Annotated in this window: 17 protein-coding genes; 11 read left to right on the top strand and 6 right to left on the bottom strand. The window is 65.5% G+C overall.

The window, feature by feature from the left end; genetic code table 11:
• The 6 genes from E4J89_RS13730 to E4J89_RS13705 form a co-directional block, all read left to right on the top strand.
• A partial coding sequence (locus tag E4J89_RS13730) for an HNH endonuclease signature motif containing protein (protein ID WP_240691891.1) occupies nucleotides 1–1,117 on the top strand: 1,117 nt, incomplete at its 5' end.
• Between the two features lie 195 nt (nucleotides 1,118–1,312).
• On the top strand, nucleotides 1,313–1,984 hold the full coding sequence (locus E4J89_RS13725; RefSeq protein ID WP_205754500.1) for a DedA family protein: 672 nt from the start codon (nucleotides 1,313–1,315) through the stop codon (nucleotides 1,982–1,984).
• A 559-nt stretch (nucleotides 1,985–2,543) separates the two neighbouring features.
• A complete protein-coding gene (locus E4J89_RS13720; RefSeq protein ID WP_136786704.1) occupies nucleotides 2,544–2,933 on the top strand; it encodes a GntR family transcriptional regulator in 390 nt (129 codons plus the stop codon).
• Complete coding sequence (locus tag E4J89_RS13715; RefSeq protein ID WP_136786703.1) at nucleotides 2,930–3,859, top strand: ABC transporter ATP-binding protein; 930 nt, start codon at nucleotides 2,930–2,932, stop codon at nucleotides 3,857–3,859. The genes E4J89_RS13720 and E4J89_RS13715 overlap by 4 nt, the downstream gene beginning before the upstream one ends.
• Entirely contained in the window at nucleotides 3,856–4,545 is a 690-nt protein-coding gene (locus tag E4J89_RS13710) for a hypothetical protein (protein ID WP_136786702.1), read from the top strand. The genes E4J89_RS13715 and E4J89_RS13710 overlap by 4 nt, the downstream gene beginning before the upstream one ends.
• A 121-nt stretch (nucleotides 4,546–4,666) precedes the next feature.
• Nucleotides 4,667–5,683, top strand: coding sequence for an exonuclease domain-containing protein (locus E4J89_RS13705; RefSeq protein ID WP_136786701.1), 1,017 nt, complete (start codon nucleotides 4,667–4,669; stop codon nucleotides 5,681–5,683).
• A gap of 28 nt (nucleotides 5,684–5,711) precedes the next feature.
• Here the strand turns inward: E4J89_RS13705 and E4J89_RS13700 are convergent, their stop codons facing one another.
• Both E4J89_RS13700 and E4J89_RS13695 read right to left on the bottom strand, forming a co-directional pair.
• Complete coding sequence (locus E4J89_RS13700; protein WP_136786700.1) at nucleotides 5,712–6,632, bottom strand: SDR family NAD(P)-dependent oxidoreductase; 921 nt, start codon at nucleotides 6,630–6,632, stop codon at nucleotides 5,712–5,714.
• A gap of 2 nt (nucleotides 6,633–6,634) precedes the next feature.
• Nucleotides 6,635–7,729: an ADP-ribosylglycohydrolase family protein gene (locus E4J89_RS13695; RefSeq protein WP_240691897.1), complete on the bottom strand. Its 1,095-nt coding sequence runs from the start codon at nucleotides 7,727–7,729 to the stop codon at nucleotides 6,635–6,637.
• Nucleotides 7,730–7,878: 149 nt separating this feature from the next.
• Here E4J89_RS13695 and E4J89_RS13690 point away from each other — a divergent pair, with 149 nt between their 5' ends.
• The 4 genes from E4J89_RS13690 to E4J89_RS13675 all read left to right on the top strand — a co-directional run bounded on the left by E4J89_RS13690 (nucleotide 7,879) and on the right by E4J89_RS13675 (nucleotide 14,532).
• Entirely contained in the window at nucleotides 7,879–8,856 is a 978-nt protein-coding gene (locus E4J89_RS13690) for an aquaporin (RefSeq protein WP_136786698.1), read from the top strand.
• A 93-nt stretch (nucleotides 8,857–8,949) separates the two neighbouring features.
• A complete protein-coding gene (locus E4J89_RS13685; RefSeq protein ID WP_136786697.1) occupies nucleotides 8,950–10,110 on the top strand; it encodes an exonuclease SbcCD subunit D in 1,161 nt (386 codons plus the stop codon).
• Nucleotides 10,107–13,142 (top strand): SMC family ATPase, encoded by a 3,036-nt coding sequence (locus E4J89_RS13680; RefSeq protein ID WP_136786696.1) that lies wholly within the window; start codon nucleotides 10,107–10,109, stop codon nucleotides 13,140–13,142. Before E4J89_RS13685 ends, E4J89_RS13680 begins: the two co-directional genes overlap by 4 nt.
• A gap of 82 nt (nucleotides 13,143–13,224) precedes the next feature.
• A complete protein-coding gene (locus E4J89_RS13675) occupies nucleotides 13,225–14,532 on the top strand; it encodes an MFS transporter (protein ID WP_136786695.1) in 1,308 nt (435 codons plus the stop codon).
• Between the two features lie 6 nt (nucleotides 14,533–14,538).
• On the opposite strand, the gene E4J89_RS13670 is transcribed toward E4J89_RS13675, so the two are convergent.
• Nucleotides 14,539–15,252, bottom strand: coding sequence for a helix-turn-helix domain-containing protein (locus E4J89_RS13670; protein WP_136786694.1), 714 nt, complete (start codon nucleotides 15,250–15,252; stop codon nucleotides 14,539–14,541).
• 302 nt (nucleotides 15,253–15,554) lie between these two features.
• Here E4J89_RS13670 and E4J89_RS13665 point away from each other — a divergent pair, with 302 nt between their 5' ends.
• Nucleotides 15,555–16,946 carry an MFS transporter gene (locus E4J89_RS13665; RefSeq protein WP_136786693.1) on the top strand — a complete coding sequence of 464 codons (1,392 nt, stop codon included), beginning with the start codon at nucleotides 15,555–15,557 and terminating at the stop codon, nucleotides 16,944–16,946.
• A gap of 94 nt (nucleotides 16,947–17,040) precedes the next feature.
• On the opposite strand, the gene E4J89_RS13660 is transcribed toward E4J89_RS13665, so the two are convergent.
• The 3 genes from E4J89_RS13660 to E4J89_RS13650 all read right to left on the bottom strand — a co-directional run bounded on the left by E4J89_RS13660 (nucleotide 17,041) and on the right by E4J89_RS13650 (nucleotide 20,790).
• The gene (locus E4J89_RS13660) at nucleotides 17,041–17,709 is read right to left on the bottom strand and encodes a phosphoribosyltransferase family protein (RefSeq protein WP_276606346.1); all 669 of its coding nucleotides are present in this window, start codon (nucleotides 17,707–17,709) and stop codon (nucleotides 17,041–17,043) included.
• Nucleotides 17,710–18,319: 610 nt separating this feature from the next.
• The gene (locus E4J89_RS13655) at nucleotides 18,320–19,798 is read right to left on the bottom strand and encodes an APC family permease (RefSeq protein WP_240691890.1); all 1,479 of its coding nucleotides are present in this window, start codon (nucleotides 19,796–19,798) and stop codon (nucleotides 18,320–18,322) included.
• Between the two features lie 215 nt (nucleotides 19,799–20,013).
• Nucleotides 20,014–20,790, bottom strand: coding sequence for an SDR family oxidoreductase (locus E4J89_RS13650; protein ID WP_136786690.1), 777 nt, complete (start codon nucleotides 20,788–20,790; stop codon nucleotides 20,014–20,016).
• Between the last annotated feature and the right edge of the window lie 120 nt (nucleotides 20,791–20,910).

The following is a 20,910-nucleotide window of genomic DNA, read 5'->3' as shown; positions in this document are numbered from 1 at the left end:
CGTCGCGGTGATGGCCGCGCTGAAACAGGAAGCGGACCGGTTGGCGAACGCCGGGGACCGGCGGTCGCGGGGGCAGGTGATGGCCGATACCGTGTTTGAACGCGTCACCGGCCGCAGCACCGCAGACCCGGCCCGGCTGGAAGTGCAACTGGTGATGACCGACCGGGCCTTGCTGAAGGGCGAGCGCGAACCGGCCTGGCTGACCGGCTACGGCATCGTCCCGGCCCAGTACGCCCGCGACCTGATCCGCCTGCCCCAAAACCCGCAACCCCAACCAACCGAAACCGAAACCGGCCGACCACAAGCAGGCCAAAGCCAGCCCGGCGAACGCATGGCCGGCCCGCCGGGTGACGGCATCAGGCAGCAGACGTCGTTTGGTGCGGGAGCCGAGCGAAAGGAGCCGCCGGGAAGCCGCGTCGGGCATCAGGACCCGTCCGCTGCTGGAGCGCGGCAGCAGGCTCCGCCGGCCGGGACCGAGCCGGGTTGGCAGACCGCCCGCGAAACGGCCCGACGGGAGCGGTTGCGGAACCTGAAGGTCGGCGGGGTGGAGGACGTCTGGATCCGGCGCCTCTATACCGCGCCGGGGACCGGGCAGTTGCTGGGCATGGACTCGAAGGCCCGGAAGTTCCCGGACGGGATCCGGCGGATGGTGATGGCCCGGGACGCGGTCTGTGCCAGTCCTTGGTGCGACGCGCCGATCCGGCACATCGACCATATCGTCGCGTGGGCCGAGGGCGGGCCCACCACCCTCGCCAACGGGCACGGACTTTGTGAACGCTGCAACCAGGCCAAGGAAGCCGACGGCTGGACCACCACACCCATCGACGGGCCAACACACAAGGTGAAAACGACCGCCCCGACCGGCCATACCTACACCAGCACCGCACCGCCGCTGCCCGGCACGCCGCCGGGCGGGTCGGCCGCAGAGGCAGCGGGTGTGCAAGAGGCAGCGGCAATGCGGCAGGGCCAGCGAACCGCTACCGCGCCGCTGCTCTTGGTGGAGGCGGCCCTGCGGCAGACGGGTGCCGCCGGCGCTGGCCGCCCAGATATCGGTGCCAAGGGTGGCTGGGCGGTCGTCCGCATCCCGCGGGACAAACTGATCCGCCCTGCGGCCTGACCGCAAAGAGCGGCGTGGGGACAACACTCGCGGTTGGTGCCCCGTGCAAGTTCACATTCGGACACCAGCCTTCTTGAGCCATCGTGGCTGACAGGGGGACTGCCTCCAGACTCGGCCCGATTCTGAGTACTCGGTGCGCCGAGCCCGGTTCGGACTACGGGGCGCGGTAAGGCAGACTTGTAGGCGATGAGCATGATGACCTTTTCCTCCCTGTCAGCCATTCCCGCACAAGCTTCTGGTGATTCCAGTGCACTCACCGGTGTAGCTGACTGGGCTGTTGGCTTGATGGAGACCATCGGTGCCCCCGGCGCCGGACTGGCCATCGCGTTGGAAAACCTTTTCCCGCCGCTGCCCAGTGAAGTGGTGCTTCCGCTGGCCGGCTTCACGGCGAGTCGCGGAAGTTTCACCCTCATCGAGGCACTGCTCTGGACCACGCTGGGCTCGGTCTTCGGCGCTTGGGCGCTGTACGGTCTGGGGGCATGGCTGGGCCGGAGGCGAATGCGCACCATCGTTGCAAAGCTTCCGCTGGTCGATCTGGAGGACGTGGACAAGGTCGAGGCCTGGTTCGGCCGGCACGGCTACAAGGCCGTGTTCTTCGGGCGGATGATTCCGATCTTCCGAAGCCTGATCTCTATCCCCGCTGGCATCGAACGCATGCCTGTGGCCAAGTTCCTCTTGCTGACCAGCGCGGGCAGCCTGATTTGGAACTCCATCTTTGTGTTCGCTGGTTTCTACCTGGGGGAGAACTGGCACATCGTGGAGCAGTACGCGGGCATCTTCCAGAAGGTTGTCATCGTCGTCGTCGTTCTTGCGGTTCTCTACTGGGTAACCACCAGAATCCGTAAGATCCGCAACCGCAGGGGCTAGTAACCCGCCGCTACACTCGTCTGTTCCTGGGGTTCTTGACTGCCCCGAAGCGATCTTGCCGCTGCAGCGGCTGAAGCCGATGTGACCTTCCACCCGTTCTAAGCGGCTTTCACCCGTTGCCGCTGCGCTGAGCGTAGGTTCAAACACCTCCTCCCAGTTCTCCGCCGACTGCCGCCTGCCGTGACTGACCGCACCCGCGGTGGATGCGTCTCATCGACATCACCAAGCGGGTGTCTCACGCCCGATCACAGCCGGCAGCGCGCCAACATCCAACATCCCAGCCCGGTGGCCCGCATCCCGGGCCATGGCTAGTGCTGTCGGCAGATCAGGTGCGGCCCGTCGGTCCATCCGACGATCGCCCCGGCGACGCTGCGACCGACGCTGCCACCGAACGCCGCGGCTGATGCTGCTACCGAACGCTGGGGCCGACGCCGCGCGCCATCTGTAGGCCCACTCATCCTTTCTGCTTGACAAGCGCTTTCGACGTTGTATGGTTAGTTACATCAGTAACTAACCCCTCCACCGAATAACCAGTGGAGGGAACCTGGAAGGAGCGGCTGTGATCGACGATTCAAGGCCGATCTTCCTGCAGATAGCGGAGCTCATCGAGAACGACATCGTGGACGGGGCGCTGGCCGAAGAAAGCCAGGTGCCGTCCACCAATGAGTTCGCCGCTTTCTACCGGATCAATCCCGCCACTGCGGCAAAAGGAGTCAACCGCCTGGTGGATGACGGGATTCTGTACAAGAAGAGGGGGATCGGCATGTTTGTAGCAGCCGGCGCCCGTTCCCGGTTAGTGGCCCAACGGCGCGACGACTTCTTCAGGGAGTACGTCCAGCCGATGACCCGGGAGGCACGAAAACTGGGTATCAGCACCGCACAGCTGACCGAAATGCTCCACCGCACCGAGTCCACCAGCGACATGACAGAGGGAAGCGTGTCCCGATGAACAACCCGACCACACCCGCCGCCATAGAACTGCGGCAGGTGACCAAGACGTACCGCGATGCGACGGCGTTAGACAACGTCAGCCTCCGCTTGGAAGGTAACCGGATCTACGGTCTGCTGGGCCGCAATGGCGCCGGCAAGACCACCTTGATGTCGGTGCTCACCGGCCAAGGCTTCCAGACCAGCGGCGAAGCACTGGTCTTCGGTCAGCACCCCTATGAAAACGACGGCGTGTTGTCCCGGATCTGCTTCATCCGTGAATCGCAGAGGTATCCGGAGGACTTCAGCGCGCAGCGGGCGTTCAAGTCCGCGTCCTTGTTTTTCAAGCACTGGGACCAGGCTTTCGCTGACCAGCTGGTTGAGGAATTCCAGCTGCCACTCAAACGCCGGATCAAGAAGCTCTCCCGCGGCCAACTCTCCGCAGTCGGGGTGATCATTGGGCTGGCGTCCCGCGCGGAGATCACGTTCTTTGACGAGCCGTACCTGGGGCTTGACGCCGTGGCCCGGCAGATCTTCTACGACCGGCTGGTCGAGGACTTTGCCGCGCACCCGCGGACCATCATTCTCTCCTCGCACTTGATCGATGAAGTGGCGAACCTGCTGGAGCACGTGGTCCTGATCGACCGCGGCCGGATCATCCTGGATGACGACGCCGAGGCCATCCGCGGCACGGCCGTCACCGTTGCGGGCAACGCCTCTGCAGTCCAGTCGTTCGCGGCCGGCCGCGAGGTGCTGCATCGTGAGTCCTTGGGCTCGCTGGCTTCGTGGACCGTCGAAGGCCGGATGACGAATGCCGAGCGTGCAGAGGCAGCCGAACTAGGACTGGAGCTGGCACCGGTGTCGCTGCAGCAGTTGGTGGTGCGCAAGACCATGGCAGCAACCGATGCTGTCCTCGATACCGACTCCGAGCTGGAGGTCCTGAAATGAACCGCGTCGTCAACGTTGCGCGCATGCAGCTGATCAACAAGTGGACCTTCCTGGGCATCCCCGCCATCATCATGGTGTCGGCCTTCCTGATAACCCTCGCCATCTGGGCGATGATCCCGGCCAGCGGCGAGACGTTCTACTCTGGGGCTTCGCAGGCGGTGATGTGGTACTTCATGGCGCTGGGCATCCAGTCGCTGACCCTCACGTTCCCGTTCTCGCAGGCCATGAGCGTCAGTCGAAGGACCTTCTACATCGGCACCGTGGGACTGTTCGCCACCGTGGCGCTGGCCATCAGTGTGCTCTACTACCTGCTGGGCCTGGTGGAAGTGGCCACCAACGGCTGGGGCTTCAACGGACAGCTGTATGCGCTGGACTGGATCGCCACTGAGCACGCGGTGGTGCAGATCCTGTTCTACTTCATCGCCATGGTGGCGCTGTTCATGATCGGTTTCTGGTTCGCCACCATCTACAAGCGGTGGCAGGCAACCGGGATGTTGGTCACATGGATCGCCATCGCCGTGGTCCTCATCGGGCTGCTGGGCTTGACCAGTTGGCAGGGATGGTGGCCTGTGGTGGGGCAGTGGTTCGTGGCCCAGACACCGCTGAGTGTCTCCGGCTGGGTGGCGCTGTTCTGCGCGGTTCTTGCTGGCGGGTCCTACCTGACGTTGCGCCGCGCAACCCCCTGATCCAGGCCCCGATCGACGTTCGAAACTTCGGCAGTACGGCGGCTCCCGCATAGCAAGCGGGAGCCGCCGTACTGCGTGTTGGTGGACCGGAACTGTCCGGGTCATCACCTAGTGTGGATCCGTGGCAATTGACTTCACGGCGATCGATTTCGAGACGGCAAACGGGTTCAGGGGCTCGCCATGCTCCGTCGGCTTGAGTAAGGTCCGTGACGGCCGGATCGTCGAGGAAGCCTCATGGCTGATGCGCCCGCCGGACGGCTTCGACCAGTTCGATCCGCGGAATGTCCAGATCCACGGTATTTCCGCAGGCATGGTTGCCGGTAAGCCCCGCTTCGGGGAACTGTTCGCGGACATGGCGGATTTCATCGGCTCCGACGTGCTGGTGGCCCACAACGCTGCGTTCGACATGGGGGTCATCCGGTCGGCCTTGGAAGTGTCTGAACTTTCCGGCCCGGCTTACGACTACGCCTGCACCGTCATCCTGTCGCGGCGCAGCTACTCGTTGGTGTCCTATTCGCTTCCGTTCGTGGCGGAAGCTGCCGGCGTGCCGCTGCTGAACCACCACGACGCCGTGGCGGACGCTCGGGCGTGCGCCGGGATCATGATCGACATCGCCAGCCGTAATTCGGCAGGTAGCATTCCTGACCTGCTCACAGCGATGCAGTTGCGCACCACACGCCTTGAGGCCTATATCCACGGAACTGCCGCCGTCTCGAAGCCAACGCGGACGGCACTGGAACGCCAAACGCTGGCCTCCGCCGGGGGAGTGGCTCCGTCCTCTGCCTGGACGTACTGGCCGGACGAGGGCAGCAACCCCGAGCCGAACCAGGACGCCGACGACTCCCATCCGTTGTACGGCCAGACCGTGGTTTTCACCGGTAATTTGGGCCTGTCTCGCCAGGAGGCCAAGAACCGCGCGGCCGAACTGGGTGCGCGACCGGCCAGCAACGTGACCCGCAAAACCACGGTACTGGTGGTCGGAGACGGTTTCGTCGCCTCGGATCTCAAGAGCGGCCGGGTCACGGCCAAGGCCCACAAGGTGCTGCAGTTGCACGGCAAGGGCCAGCAGATCGAGGTGCTGTCCGAGGGTGAGTTCCTGCAGATGATCGGCGGCCGCTGGCCTGCGCACAGCGCCTGACTGGCACCTAGCCGGCCGCAGCCGCCCGTCAGACCCGCAGACGGACCCCGGTGAGCTCCTCGGACAGGTCGATCAGCCGGGAGGCAGCATTGCGCTCAAGCGCATGACGCTGCGGCGCAACGACGGCGGGGCGCCCGGTCAGTTGGAAGCGTCCGTCGGGCCCCCAATAGTCGCCGTTACGAACCTCATCGCCGGCCGTCGCCTGCACCAGCGGCCACGCTCCGGCGTCCTTGCCCTGTGCCAGCAGGCCGAACAGCAGCCGCTGCCACCGGGTGGCCGGTTGAGAGAGCCGTAGCCCCGGCCTGTCCGGCGTGAAGTACTTCCGGCCATATCCCGGATGCGCCACCACGGACGAGGCAGGCGAGCCTGCTGCATCCAGCAGGCGCGCCAGTTCGAAACCGAAACTCATCACCGCGAGCTTGGACAGGGCGTAGGACCGGTAGCTGGAGTACTTAGCCGGCACAGCGGCCCGGCGGAAGTCCGGGCGTGCCCAGCGGTGGCTGATGCTGCCCACATGCACCACGCGGCCGCGGCTGTGGGTCAGGGCAGGCATCAGCCTGGCAATCAGAGCGAAGTGGCCCAGATGGTTGGTGCCGAACTGCAGTTCGAAGCCATCCTCGGTGAATTGCAGCTCCCGGGAACCGATGACTCCGGCATTGGCCAGCAGGGCATCGATCCGCTTAAGCCCGGCCAGTTCCTCCGCGGCGTGCCGGACCGAGTCCAGACTGGCAAGGTCCAGCTTCTGGAACCTCACGTCTGCTCCAGGCACCGTATTCCGGACTGCTTCCATAGCAGCGCGGCCGCGGGCCTCGTTGCGTGCGGCCATCACCACCGTCGCCCCGGCCGCGGCCAGTTGCTCACTGGCGAAATAGCCCAAGCCGGCATTAGCGCCGGTCACGACGATCGTCTTTCCGTCCTGGCGGCCCGGGGCGGCCGGGTTGCGGGCCATGCCTAGCCTTGGGTCTGCGCCAGGAAGCGGTCGGCCATGCCGCGGATGGCGTCTGTTCCCTCCAGGGCGGCCAGCCAGTCGCCGGGCAGTGCAGCTTCGCCGTAATGGGCGCCCAAGAGGCTTGCGGCAATGCTGCCGGTCGCGTTGCTGTCGCCGTCGTGATTGATCGCCGTGGCGACGGCCCTGCGGAAGTGCTGCTCCGGCGTCGTGCTGTCCGCCGTAGCCAGGACCGCGTAGAGGCCTATGGACAGGGCTTCCTCAGCAGACCGGCCGTCGCCGAGTGCCGCGGTCAGGTCGGCAGGTGCCACCGGGCCTTGGGCGGAGAGTTCGACGGCTGCGCGCAGGCGGCCGGCCAGTTCGGCGGCCGCGGGATCGTGCTCGGTGCGGGCCAGCATGGCGACGGCGGCGCCCGGCAGGGTGGCCTGTTCATGTACCAGCAGACGGATGAACGTCGCCAAGGTGGCCGCGCTGCGGTGTGCGGCCGGATGGCCGTGGGTGAGGGCAGAGCCGTCGGTGGCCAGTCGCTGGACGGTCTGGTCGTCGACGAACGGCAGCAGTCCGAAGGGAGCTGAGCGGGTCACGGTGCTGCTGTCGTGGGCGTCCCGGTTAACCGGTCGGGCCCGGGTGCCCATCTCACCGCTGGCCAGCCCGGACAGGCACGCCTCGGCGGGTGCGCGCCGCGTGTGCAGCACGGTCTGGCCGTCGATCCAGCGCGGCTGCGGCGCCGGCGCGCCATCCGGAAAGCGGCCTTCCTGTGTGGCGTACCAGCGGAGGTAGGCGAGCCAGAGGCAGGCGGCTTCGTCCGCGGCAGTGCCGGCGTTTGCCCACTCCAGGGCCTCGGTCAAGCCGTCGAGGGTGTACAGCGTCAACTGCGTGTCACTGGTGAAATGCCCCGGATCCGGCAGTTGGGAGAAGTCGCGCAGGCCGTCGGCGCCGAACTGCCCGGCGATCAGGTCGAAGGAGTCCAATTCAACGGCTGCCCCCAGTTGGTCGCCGAGCGCGCCGCCGAGCAGGCAGCCGCGTACCCGCGAGGGATAGTCCGGAACAGCATGCGAAGGGTCGTTGGACCGGGAACCGGGAAGCGGGGCATCGGTGATCACGATTATTAGCTTAGGCGTGCGGACCGACATTTTGCCCGACTGGGCTTTCGGGATGTGTTCAGGGTTTTCCCAGAACCCGGTGACAGAGTGGAGTAGTTTTGAGTCAATCGCCGGCGTCCCGCCGGCCCGGTAGGAGGACAGTATCCATGGCAGCAGCCCACCCGGCGGCATCGGCACCAGCCGTCCCCGCCGCCCCACCCCGGCTCGGCGAAGGACGCAGCTACTCAGCCCGCATCGGGGCCGAGGTGGCAGGTTCGTTCTTGCTGTTTTTCGGTGCGCTCGGCATCGGCATGTTCAATCCGCAGGGCTCTTTCGGCGTTCCCTTCGGTTTCGGTTTCGCCGTCATTGCCGGCATGCTCGCCTTCGGCTACATCTCCGGCGGCCAGTTCAACCCGGCGATCACGCTCGGCAGTGCGCTCGCGGGCCGCACGGCCTGGAAGTCGGTTCTGCCCTATGTCTTGGCGCAGCTGGTCGGCATGTCTTTGGCCGCCGTTGTGCTGTGGGTCATCATCGGCAGCCACCCGGCCGGCGCGCAGTCGGAAAGCGTCTTCGCTTCCATCGCCAACGGCTATGCCAGCGGTGATGAGCTGGGCTTCTCGATGGCCGGCGTGTTCCTGGCCGAAACCATCGCGACCGGCCTGCTGGTGGCTGTCTACCTGGGCGCGACCTCGTCCCGCGACCGGCTGCGCAGCGCCCCCTATGCCGTTGGCCTGGCCTTCGCCGTGCTCACCGCGGTAATGCTGCCCATCTCCAATGCCGGCCTGAACCCCGCCCGTTCCACCGCCGCGGTGTACTTCGCCGGTCCCAGCGCGGTGAGCGAACTGTGGCTGTTCTGGGTGGCTCCGCTGCTCGGTGCCGTGATCGCCGGGCTGCTGTACCGCAGCGCCGAGATGGTTCCCAAGGCGCGTAATGCCGCTGACGACGGCGGTGCCCCGGTGGCGTCGGCAGCCGCACCTGTGGAGGGCGCGACAGCCGTCCGGGAGAGCGGTAGCCGAGGTGATGTTCCCAACACCGCGGTGCAGGACCAGCCGGACGCGCCGGTGCCGGCGGACGACCAGGGCGCGGCCGAAGCCCGCGATTTCTTCGACCGCAAGCCGAACCGGCCCCGCCCGGAATCCGACTGACCTCAAGCTGCAAGCGCAACGGCACGTCCCGATTTCCGGGGCGTGCCGTTGCGCTTGTCCGAAACTGTCCTGGCCGGCGGCTAGCTTTGAAGCATGAGGTTATTGCACACGTCCGACTGGCACCTGGGCCGCTCATTCCACGGCGTCGGGATGCTGGAGGCGCAGCGCGGATTCATCGACCAACTCCTGGAAACCGTGCGTGACGAGGACATCGATGCAGTGCTGATCGCCGGCGACGTGTACGACCGCGCGTTGCCCGGCGTGGATGTGGTCAACCTCTTTTCCGAAGCTTTGTCGCGTATCCGTGCCGTCGGGGCCACCGTAATCATGACCAGCGGCAACCATGATTCGGCCAGCCGGTTGGGTTTTGGATCCGGCATCCTGGCCCACGGCGGTGTGCATATCCGCACTCGGCTGGACCAGCTCGCAGATCCGGTGGAGCTGGACCTTGGCGGGGCCACCTTGGCCGTATACGGCATCCCGTACCTCGAACCACGGATGTGTGCCGAGGAGCTCGGGGCGGCGGCCCCCAGCCATACCGCGGTGACACGGTCGGCGTTGGACCGCATCCATGCCGATCTGGCACAACGGCAGGCCAGTGGTCCCGTCCATTCGTTGATCATGGCGCACACGTTTGCCAGTGGCGGCATCAGCTCGGACAGCGAACGGGACCTGAGCATCGGGGGAGTAGGGGCGGTTCCGCTGGATTTGTTCGACGGTTTTGATTACGTGGCGCTGGGACACCTGCACGGACGGCAGGCGTTGAGCAACACCGTGCGCTATTCCGGCTCGCCGCTGCCCTACTCCTTCTCAGAGGCCGGGCATGACAAGGGCGGCATCATTCTCGAGTTCACGGCGGGCGGGCTCAGCACCGTTGAAAACGTCTCCTGGCCCGCCCAGCGCAGGCTCGCCGTGCTCAAGGGGACCCTGCAGGACCTGCTGGAATCCGCGGACCACGCCTGGGCGCAGGATGCGTACTGCCAGATCACCCTGACCGACGACGAACGGCCGCTGAAGGCGATGGAGCAATTGCGCGAACGTTTTCCGGACACCTTGGTGCTGAGCTTCGAACCAGCCTCCGGATCCCGGCGGGACACCATGAGCTACAGCCAGCGGATCGCGAAAGCGCAGGACGACCTGCAGGTCTGCTGCGGTTTCCTGGAGCATGTACGTTCCCGGCCCGCCGACGATGCCGAGCGGGCGCTGCTGGCGGAAGCGCTGAAGGCAGTACAGGCAGCGGAGGTGTCGGCATGAGGATTCACCGGCTGGAAGTACAAGCCTTTGGTCCCTTCGCGGCTCGGGAATCCATCGACTTCGACGAACTCAGCTCGCAGGGACTGTTCCTGCTCAACGGGCCGACCGGTGCCGGCAAGACCAGTATTCTGGACGCCATCTGTTTTGCGCTGTACGGGTCCGTACCCGGAGCGCGTCAGCAGGGCAAGCGGCTGCGCAGCGACCACGCCGAACCGGGGACCGCCCCCGAAGTCGTCTGCGAATTCTCCGCTCGCGGCCGCCGCTTCGAAGTGACCCGCAACCCGCAATGGGAGCGTCCGTCGAGCCGGGCCCGGTCCGGGTCGGTGACGGAGCAGGCACACACCCTGTTGCGCGAGAAGGTACATGGCGTGTGGGTCCAGAAAAGCGGCCGCAACGACGAGGCCGCCGCGGAACTGCTGTCGGTGCTGGGCATGAGTCTGGAACAGTTCACCAAGGTAGTCCTGCTGCCGCAGGGGGACTTCGCTGCCTTCCTGCGGGCCGACGCCAAAGAGCGCCGGCCGCTGCTGCAGCGCCTCTTCGCCACCGACCGCTACGAGGCGGTGGAGCAGGCGCTGGCAGATGAGGCAGCGAAGGCGCGTTCGGCTTATCAGTCTGCGTTGGCGGGTGCTGATCAACTCGTGGAACGGGCAACGGAGGAAGCAGCGCGCCATCTGGCGGCCGACGACATGCCGGACCAGTCGCTGGCTGCCGGGGACCTGCTTGTTGCCTACGAGTCGTCGGTGGGCTCCGCCGCCGCCTCGGTGGAAGGCGCTGCCACCCGCGGACAGGAAGACCTGGGCCGGTTGCTGGAAACCATCGGCAGGCGCGAGCGGGCCGTGGCCGATCACGCGGCCCTGGCGGAACTGGAAAAGCTTTCCGTCGAGCACCGCCAAGCCGCTGACGGCCACGCCGCGTTGACCGAAACGCTGGCAGCGCACCGGTCGGCGGAACTGTTGGCCGCGCCCATCCGTCATCGCGACCAGGCCGCGCTGGCCATGGAACGCGCGGCGAAGGACTTCTTGGACCGGATCGACGCGGCCGAGACGCATCCGCTCTATCCGGCTTTCGTGCCCAGCCGTCCGGAACCCGACCACTCCGGACAGACGCTGCTCGACGAGGCGTCGGACCGGCTTGGCAGCGAGCTTGGGCGAATCCGGTCTTTGCTGCCCGAAGAGCAGCGGTTGCAGACCTCCCGTTCCGACGTGCAACGTTTCGAACAGCATGCGGCGCAGCTGGCGCAGGATCTGGCTGCGGCCACCGCAGATCACCAACAACTCGCCGCCACGGGCCGCGGACTGCAGGATGAACTGGCTGCACTCGCCGAGACCCCGGACGTGGAGCTGCTCACGGAGCGCCTGGAGCAGGCGCAGCACATCCGGGATGCGGTGGCCGACCACACCGCCTGTCTAGCCAAGGCGGAAGCTGCACGCGCAAGCCGCGATGCCGCGCACACCCGGCAACTCGAACGCAAGGAAGCCTGGCTGACCTTGCTGGAACAGCGCTTGGACCAGGCGGCAGCCGAGCTGGCGGCCAACCTTGCCGAGGGAGACCCTTGTCCGGTATGCGGCGGGACCGAGCATCCGCAACCAGCAGTAGCCGCCTCCGGCCAGCTGATCACCCGCGAGCAGGAAGCCGCAGCCCGGGAGCAGCACGATGCTGCCGAGGCACGGTACACCGAGGCACGCGAAGCCTGCGCCAATCTGGAACAGGAGCTGTCCAACTTGGCTTCCCGAGGCGGGGCGACCGACGCAGCCGAAGCGGCCGCGGCCGTGGCAACCGCCCGGGCCAGCTTGGACCATGCGATAGCTGTGCGGGACCGTCGCCGCACGCTGCAGGAACGTTTTGCCGCTACGACGCAGCAGCTCGAACAGATCGCGCGCGAGCTCTCGGCCCTGGCTGTGGCAAAGGCCAGCGCCGATTCCGAGCTCAAGGCGGGGTGGGAACGCACGGACGAGCTGGAACGGAAGCTGCGCGAGGCGCTGCCCGACGGGGGCAGCCTGCACGAGCATGCGGCGTCCCTGTCCCAACTGGACCGGCTCCTGGCTGATGCCCGCAAGCTCCTCGCCCAGCACCGCCATTGCAGCAACGCCTTGGACCAGGCCGAAGGCGAGCTGGCCTCCGCGATCGACCGATCCAACTTCAGCACTGAAGATGACGCCAGGGTCTCGCTGCTGGCGCCGGCACAGCTGCAGGCACTGGAGCAGCGCCACACTGCCTACATCGAGGCCGGTCAGCGGCTGGCGGTGCTGGAGAGCTCGGAACCCGTTGTCCGCGCCCGCGCCGCCCTCGAAAACGGAGAAACCTTGCCGGATTCCGAGGAAATGGAAGCGGCACGCGATCAAGCCGGGGCCTTGGACCGCACGGTGCGGGAGCTCCAGGTGCGGCACGGTGTGCTGGCAGCGTCTCAGCAACAGTTGGCCGCCTACCGCCGGCGTTTCGACGAGGAACAACTCCGTCTGGCGCCGATTGCCGCACGGCACGAACTGCTGCAATCGGTGGCGGACACGGTGAGGGGACTGGGCGAGAACGAACGAAAGATGACGCTGACCACCTACGTCCTCGCCGCCCGGTTGGAGCAGATCGCGGCTGCAGCTACAGAACGCTTGATCGCGATGACTGACGGTCGGTACACCCTGGTCCACGACGACTCGAAATCCGGGAACAAAAAATCCGGACTCGGCCTGCACGTCAGCGATGAATGGACCGGACAGCGGCGCGACACCGCGACCCTTTCCGGCGGAGAGTCTTTTATGGCCTCGCTCGCGTTGGCCCTGGGACTGGCCGACGTCGTCCAAGCCGAAGCCGGCGGCGTGGACATCGAAACGCTCTTCGTCGACGAGGGATTCGGCAGCCTGGATGAGCAGGCCCTCGAACAGGTCATGGATGCTTTGGAGGGGCTGCGCGACGGCGGCCGGGTGATCGGCCTGGTCAGCCATGTGGCGGACATGAAGCAGCGGATCGGCGCTCAACTTCAAGTCACGAAGGGACGCCACGGCTCAACCGTCCGCACGGCACTCACCGGCGTCGCCTGACCACCGGTATGATAGTAACGTTATCCGGGTTGTGCGCATCGGGAGGCGGGACGATGCGCGGTTCGAACCAACGGAAAAACCTATGACATCTCCCGATTCCGACGCGCCCGCGCGGCAACACTCCGCGACCGCTGCTCCGGCCACCAGGCGCAAACGCCGCAATCCCTTCGGCCGCTACGGCCGGTTGGCCCGGCTGGCCGGCACTTCCTTCCTGGCCATCGGATTCCTCGCCCGACTGCCCTTGGCGATGTTGACGGTCGGAGCTTTGACTCTGGTCACCGTGACCAGTGGGTCCTACGCCTCGGGTGGCTTCGCCGCCGGTGCTGTAGGCATCGGTTCAGCCGCCGGGGCACCGCTGTTCGGCTATCTCGCGGATCGAGCGGGACAACGCCCGGTGCTGCTGATCGCCGCCGCGGCCCACACCTGCGCCATCGTCTTGCTGCTGACCTGCGTCTACATCGGCACCAGCGGGGCCGGGGCTGCCGCCGTGTTGGCGGCGGCATTCCTCGTTGGGGCCACCTGCCCGCAGGTCGGGTCGCTGGCGAGGGTGCGCTGGATGGCGATGACGCGCAGCGATAAGCCGGCGCTGGACACGGCGCTGTCCTACGAGAGCACGGCGGATGAACTGACGTTTGTGTTGGGGCCGGCGCTGGTCGGGCTGTTGGCCGCGCTGATCGCGCCTTGGCTTCCCTTCGTGCTGGCGGCCGCGCTGACCGTCACTATGGTGACCGCGTTCGCCGTCCACCCCACGTACCGCACGGTGGTCCCGGTGACCCCGGAGCTGGTCAAGGCGCACCCGGAAGCGGCTGCAGCCGCGACCCCGGTGCGGATCAATTGGCCGCTGGTCTCCATTCCGGTGCTGGGCATGGTGGCCATGGGCACATTCTTTGGGGCGACCCAGAATGCGCTGAGCGCTTTCGGCGGCACCTTTGGGGCGGCCGATGCCGCCGGCCTGCTGTATGCCCTGCTGGGCCTGACATCGGCGTTCGGTGCCCTCTCCGTCGCGTACTGGCCCGCGCGCTGGACGCATGCCTGGCGTTGGGTTGTCTGTGCTGCGTTGATGACGGCTTTTTGCCTCTTGCTGCTGCTGCCGGCCGACGTGCTGCCGATGATCTTCGTGCTGCTGCTGGTCGGCGTTCCCGTCGGGCCGACCATGGTCACGATCTACGGCATTGGAAGCATGGTCGCCCCGGACGAGCGGCTCGGCACGGTCATGACGCTGCTGGCCAGCGGCGTTGTCCTGGGCTCTGCGCTGGGTTCGGCGTGCGCCGGTGCGCTGGCCGAAACCTCCGGGCACACAGGTGCCTTTTTGGTCTCGATTGGCGCCGCGTGCATGCTTTTGGTGCTCGGCCTGGTGGCTGCCGCCGTCGTCAGGCGACGGCAGCGCTGAGCCCGCTCACCGCAGTTCAGCCTCGATGGTGGCAGCTGACCGCTTCAATGCTGCCGCGATCTCCTGGTCGGGGGTCTCGGTTCGGATGTAGACCACCGCTATGGCCGCCGGCAGCTGGCCGGGAACGGAAACCGGCACCGCAACCGCGGAGACGCCGGGGATGACCTCGTCATGGCTGACGGCGTAGCCGATTTCCTTGGCCAGCTGGGCTTCCGGCCGGATGCGTCGTCCCGGAGCGTGTTGTTCCCACTGTTCCCGGGTCAGCGCCGACTGGATGGCGATTCCCGGTGCGCCGGCGTCGAAGGAATGACGCGTGCCCGGATGCTGGACCAGAGCCGTTGTGTGCCGCGGCTCCACCGTGAACAGCGTGACGCAATCGTGTTGATCCCAGACCGCGATGAAAGCGGTCATCATCAGGTCGTTTGCCAGCAAGGTCAGCTCCGGCAGCGCAGCCGACTGCAGGTCCCGTGACACGCCGCGAGCCAGCGCGGCCAACCCCGGGCCTGCCTGCACTCGCCCGGCCGAGTCCCGCGTCAACAGCGAATGGTCCTCGAGGGTCCGCAAGATCCGGTAGGCGATCGAACGGTGCACGCCCAAGGCCTCGGACAGTTCGGCGATGGTCATCGGCGCCTGCGCTTCGGCCAGGATTTCCAGCGCTCGAATGCCGCGTGACAGAGTCTGGGAGTGCGCCGGGGCCGGCTTGGTGGGAGTCTGGCTCATCGGACCATCCTAGGAAGATTGACTGCTTGAAAGCGGACGTGGAGCGGTGACACCAGCGATGTGCCACGCCTCACACCACTATTGTTCTATATCAGGACGAAGTGTCCAACTATAGAACGAATAAAGGCTGCTCTGGGCCCACGACCCCTTGGTGGGCTGAGGCCTCACGGGAACAGTCGACCCTGCCGTTACCCAATTGATATGGGGGCGCTATGTGGGCCGCGCCACTCTCCGGTAATATGGCTCGGGTCACATTACCGACCGTTCGGTAAATACCGTTCTGTGAACGCAACGGAGAGAATATGTCCACGTCAGAAGAGCTGGCAGGCAACATCAGCCCGGCAGCCCGCCGCGAAGAGCGCAAGGTGCTCGCCGGCACCTTAGTTGGCACCACCATTGAGTGGTACGACTTCTTCATTTACGCCCAGGCAGCCGGATTGGTGCTGGCCTCGCTGTACTTTGCCCCGCTGTCGCAGGAGAGCGCCGGGCTGGCGCAGATCGTCTCTTGGGCCTCGCTGGGCATCAGCTTCCTGTTCCGCCCGCTCGGCGCCATCGTCGCGGGCCACCTCGGCGACCGCCTGGGCCGGAAGATGATGCTGGTCTTCACACTGGTGCTCATGGGTGCGGCCACCGCGCTGATCGGTGTGCTGCCGACCTACGCCCAGATCGGCATTTGGGCTCCGATCCTGCTGGTGTTCCTGCGGATCCTGCAAGGTTTCTCGGCTGGCGGTGAATGGGGCGGCGCTGCCCTGATGTCCGTTGAGCATGCCCCGGTGAACAAGCGAGGCTTCTTCGGTGCATACCCGCAGATCGGTGTTCCGTGCGGCATGATCCTGGCCACCGGCGTGATGTGGCTGCTCAGCACCTTGCTGACAGAAGAAGCGTTTATGAGCTGGGGCTGGCGTGTACCGTTCCTGTTCTCGATCGTGCTGATCCTGGTGGGCTACTTCATCCGCCGTTCGGTGGACGAGTCCCCGGTGTTCAAGGAGATGCAGGAACGCAAGAAGGAATCGGCAGCTCCGCTGGGCCAGTTGTTCAAGCACAACTGGAAAGAGGTCATCCAGACCGCGCTGATCTTCATCGCCAACAACGCAGCCGGCTACCTGCTGATCGCGTTCTTCGCGTCCTACGCCACCAAGCCGGTGGAAGCCGGCGGGCTTGGCATGGACCGTCCGTCCGTGCTGCTGGCAACCACGCTGGCCGCCTTCGGCTGGTTGATCTTCACCATGTACGGCGGAATTCTCTCCGACAAGATCGGCCGTGTCCGCACCTTCCAGATTGGCTACGTGTGGGTCCTGCTGTGGCAGATCCCGATGTTCATGCTGATCGACACCGCCAGCATTGTGCTGATGGGCATCGCGATGTTCGTCCTGACCATCGGCCTGGGCCTGTCCTATGGTCCCCAGTCGGCTCTTTACGCCGAGATGTTCCCGGCCCACGTCCGCTACTCCGGCGTATCGATCGGCTACGCCATCGGCGCGATTCTTGGCGGCGCCTTCGCCCCGTTGATCGCGGAAGTGCTGCTGGGGGCGACCGGAACCACCATCTCCATCGGCATCTACATCATGGTGCTCTGCGTCATCTCGCTCGTAGCCGTCTCCGTGGTCAAGGAGACCAAGGGCAAGAACCTGCGGGTGGAGGAAGCGCATCAGGAGTACCTGCAGCAGCACCCTGAGGCACGCGACTCCCACTAGGGAAAGCTCTCCCACCAGGGAGCAGGGACTTCTCCTCTGGACCGCCGTCGGTAATAGATACCGGCGGCGGTCCTTTTTGGGCTGTGGGCGGCCGCTACTGCGGGAGCGCGGTCAGGACTTCGTCGTCGCTGACCTGGTTGAAATGCCGGTAGGCCTCGCCGACGGCGCGAAAGCCCCGTGGCTGACGCAGGCAATAGACGGCGTCGGCCAGCTTCTCCAGTTCTGCGCAGGTCTGCGGAGGACCCACCGGCACGGCGACGACGATCTCTCGTGGCTTGCTTTGCCGGACAGCCTTAATCGCGGCCTTCATGGTGGCGCCGGTCGCCAGGCCGTCGTCGCAAAGTATGGCGGTGCGGCCGACGACCTCCGTCGTCCTTCCGTGCAGATACGCCTCCTGACGGCGCTGCAGCTCGGCACGTTCGGTGGCTTGGACGGCTTGGAGGCGCTGCTCACTGTAATTGCGGCGGCGCAGTTCGGCCACAATGTGGTCCACCATGACGACGGCGGTGTGCCCGCCATGCGCTGCCAGCGCGCCGAATGCTACTTCCGGTTGATCAGGGATCCCCAATTTGCGGACGATGAGGGCATCCAGGCCGGCGCCCAGTTCTTTCGCCACAACGGCAGCCACGGGAACGCCGCCGCGCGCCAGCCCAAGCACGGTGACGTCCTTGCGCCCGCGGTAGTCTGCCAACTCGGCCGCCAATTGATACGCCGCATCGGAGCGATCTGTAAAAGGGGATGGTGCTCCGCTCAACAGTCCCACGGCCTCAAGTATCCTCTCCCATGCGCCAACGGGCGAGGGCGAGTGCGGACTGGGTCAAACCCGCGCCGGGCGAGTGCGGACTGGGTCAAACCCGCGCCGGGCGAGTGCGGACTGGGTCAAACCCGCGCCGGGCGTCGAGGGGACAGTGCCGCCGCCGGACGGGGTCGCTCGAAGGACAACGGCCGCGGGTTGAGGCCCGGGCACCCAGAGATGGTTGTACGGAATCATAGAGGTTCCGACCGACAATCGGTTGAGGCGCGATGGGTAGTTCTCCCCATCGCGCCGGTTCAACTGCCCGGATAAGCTCGTATCAACGGTCGGGCTCGGAACGGGGGCCCGCACCGCCTCGGCCGGACTTGGGTCCGGGCGTGGAAGAGCCGGAGCCGCAGGATTCCCCCCAACGCCTGCTGCTCCGGCCCTTTCGTTTAACCCTGGTGCCCCAAGGTCCCAGTCTGTTGCCTTCAGCTGCCGCCGCCGAAACGATGCGCCGATAGCTCTCGGGTCGGTTGTCTTCACGGAAAGAAAGACCGTTCCCGGAACGGGTGGATGCCCCTGACGCGCATCACCTGGCGTCAGGAGCATCCACCCGTTGAGATATCGAGAGGCGGCGCTATTTATTCAGGGTGTCAGCATCTTCGACGAGCAAATCGTCGAACTTCTCTAGATCGTCGCTGAGACCTGCGTACACTTCAGGCTTCTTCGACTTGAGGTAAGCGCCGTAGACGATGCCGCCGATGACAGCGAGCACGAGTATCCACGGGAGCACGACCACATAGGGCTCCTCGGAACCGGCGACCAGCGGGAACTGCACAATCGCCATGATGCTGAAGACCGCCAGGGCGATAAAGCCAATGGCCGGTGCGATCAGCGTCGTCCAGAGCCGCGGGTCGCGCTTCTTGCGGAAGTAGACGACGACTGACAGGGCGGCGATCGCCTGCACGATGATGATCGAGAGTGTCGCAAAGCCAAGGCCCACCGGAACGAGTGTGAGGATCGACGGCAGGTCCGGGAACGCGAAACGGAAGATCGCCGCGATGACCAATGCAAAAATCAGGTTGGTCAGCAGCGCGCGCTGTGGCGCGCCCTTCGCGTTGGTCTGAGCCAGCCAATGCGGCAGCACCCGTGCGCGACCCAGCGAGTAGAGGTAACGTCCGGCCGAGTTGTGGAATGCCAACTGCGCGGCGAAGAGGCTGACCACGACGAGCACCAGGGCGATGACGACGAAAACCGGCCCAAGATGCTTGTCGATGAGCATCAGGGTGAGGTCGCCCGCCTCGAGATGCTCCATTGCCGTCGCCTGCGCGATGTCGGGACCGATCGAACTGACGATCGCCCACGCGGCAAATGCATGCATGAGACCGATGATGATGATGGCCGCGTAGGTCGCTCGGGGAATGGTCCGGTGAGGATCCTTCGCTTCCTCACCGAAGAGCGCCGTTGCCTCGAAGCCGATAAACGCGGTGGCCGCGAGCAGCAGGCCGATCCACAATGATCCGCCCATGACGATTTCAGGCGTGAACACCGCGAAGCTGAAGCCCTGCTGGAACAGCACGGAGAAACCGAAGACGAAGACCATGATGATTTCGAGCACGAGCGCGACACCCAAAACGACGGCGCTCACATGGATACCCGAGATGGCGAGCAGGTAAACGATGACGAAGAGCACCGCACCGGTCCAGAACCAATCGAGCGTGAACGCCTCGCCGAAGAGTTCGGGCATGACGACCATGCCGGCGAAGAAGCCGATGGTTCCAAGGGCGCCGGCCACGAAGGCATTGTAACCGATCGTGGCGATGATGCCAGTGATGAGGCCCGCAGTCTTGCCCAGGCCTTTCACCGCGATTGCGTAGAAGCCACCAGCGTTGGTCAACTCCTTGGTGATCTGCGCGTAGCCGATCGCAAAGAGCAGCAGGGCCGCTGCGACCATAAGGATCGCGACGGGAACACCGCCGCCGTTGCCGTGCGCGATCGCGAGCGGGAGCACGACGATGAGAACCGTGACTGGAGCAACCGCAGCGAGAACGAGAAAGACAATCGCACTTACTCCAAGCTGGTTGCGTGCCAACACTTCGGTGTGTTTCTCAGACAACTGAACTCCCTTCGAATGAGTTGTGGTGAATGTTGGAAGTGAATCGCATTGCCAGCGGCGAACAACTACTCTGACCGTGCAGCACATCCAGCTTCCGGACTAATAAAGCCAGTTTGCGCCGGATACCGCGGTTCTGGCTTGTCATTCCGTGCATGAAGATAGACAATGCGTGCCCGAACGGCACTGACTTCCAGGCTGCAAGGTGCTGACGCCGGTTACGCGGGGAAGGAGGAACGGCCGGTGTAGCCAAAGTCGGACAGCAGATTGACTCCGTTGACGGCGCGTGACCGGCGGGAGGCCAAGTAACCGACGCTCCAGGCGATGTCGTCGGCCGACTGGATGGGAAAAGCCGGGTCATTCATGGCTTCGCCCAGTCCGCGGCGCGCCATCGGGGTGTCGACAATCGAGGGACAGACGCTGTTGACCCGGATCGCATACTCGTCGAATAGTTCTACGGCCAGCGCCCGTGTCATTTGGACGAGCGCGCCCTTGGACGCGTTGTACGCGAGCATGCCCGGCACCGCAACGAAGCCGGAGTCAGAGCCGACGATGGTCACGCTGCCGCCCTCTGCGCGCTTGAGGTAGGGAAGAGCAAACTTGACCGCAAGGAAGGTGCCGACGACGTTGACGTCGAGGACCTCCCGAAAGCTCTTCGCGCTAACGTCCTCGCAGGCCGCTCCCATTTCGCCTTCGATGCCGGCGCAGCAGACGAGCGCGTCGATGCCGCCCAGCTTGCCGGCGATTCCTCCCACCGCGTCTTCCAGTTGAGAGTCTTCGGCGACATCGGCGCGTGCGGACACGACTCGCGACGGCCCGACGAGTTCGAGTTCGGAGAGTGCCGCGTCCAGTCGGTCCTGGTTTCGGCCGATGATGCCAACCTGTGCACCTTCCCGGGCGAATAGCCGCGCCACGGCCAGGCCGATGCCGGACGAACCTCCCGTCACGACGACGCGTTGCGGCAGGTTGCTGCCCTCAGTGGCTGAAAGTGACATGTGTGCTCCAACTCCCTCGGCCCGGGCGATTGCCTTGCTCTCGGCATTCGCGGTTTGGCTGTGAGACAAGTTACTCACAGTTCGCGCGAGATGGAATAGCAGTCTAGTCACTAGACCTAG

This window comes from Arthrobacter sp. CAU 1506 (assembly GCF_005047635.1).
Lineage (GTDB): Bacteria > Actinomycetota > Actinomycetes > Actinomycetales > Micrococcaceae > Crystallibacter.
This window is presented reverse-complemented; position numbering and strand designations above follow the sequence as displayed.

Bases quoted from the DNA above. Each gene is read 5' to 3' on its own strand.
- E4J89_RS13725 (WP_205754500.1), top strand. From the start codon at position 1,313: ATGACCTTTTCCTCCCTGTCAGCCATTCCCGCACAAGCTTCTGGTGAT.
- E4J89_RS13715 (WP_136786703.1), top strand. From the start codon at position 2,930: ATGAACAACCCGACCACACCCGCCGCCATAGAACTGCGGCAGGTGACC.
- E4J89_RS13710 (WP_136786702.1), top strand. From the start codon at position 3,856: ATGAACCGCGTCGTCAACGTTGCGCGCATGCAGCTGATCAACAAGTGG.
- E4J89_RS13700 (WP_136786700.1), bottom strand. From the start codon at position 6,632: ATGGCCCGCAACCCGGCCGCCCCGGGCCGCCAGGACGGAAAGACGATC.
- E4J89_RS13690 (WP_136786698.1), top strand. From the start codon at position 7,879: ATGGCAGCAGCCCACCCGGCGGCATCGGCACCAGCCGTCCCCGCCGCC.
- E4J89_RS13685 (WP_136786697.1), top strand. From the start codon at position 8,950: ATGAGGTTATTGCACACGTCCGACTGGCACCTGGGCCGCTCATTCCAC.
- E4J89_RS13680 (WP_136786696.1), top strand. From the start codon at position 10,107: ATGAGGATTCACCGGCTGGAAGTACAAGCCTTTGGTCCCTTCGCGGCT.
- E4J89_RS13675 (WP_136786695.1), top strand. From the start codon at position 13,225: ATGACATCTCCCGATTCCGACGCGCCCGCGCGGCAACACTCCGCGACC.
- E4J89_RS13670 (WP_136786694.1), bottom strand. From the start codon at position 15,252: ATGAGCCAGACTCCCACCAAGCCGGCCCCGGCGCACTCCCAGACTCTG.
- E4J89_RS13665 (WP_136786693.1), top strand. From the start codon at position 15,555: ATGTCCACGTCAGAAGAGCTGGCAGGCAACATCAGCCCGGCAGCCCGC.
- E4J89_RS13650 (WP_136786690.1), bottom strand. From the start codon at position 20,790: ATGTCACTTTCAGCCACTGAGGGCAGCAACCTGCCGCAACGCGTCGTC.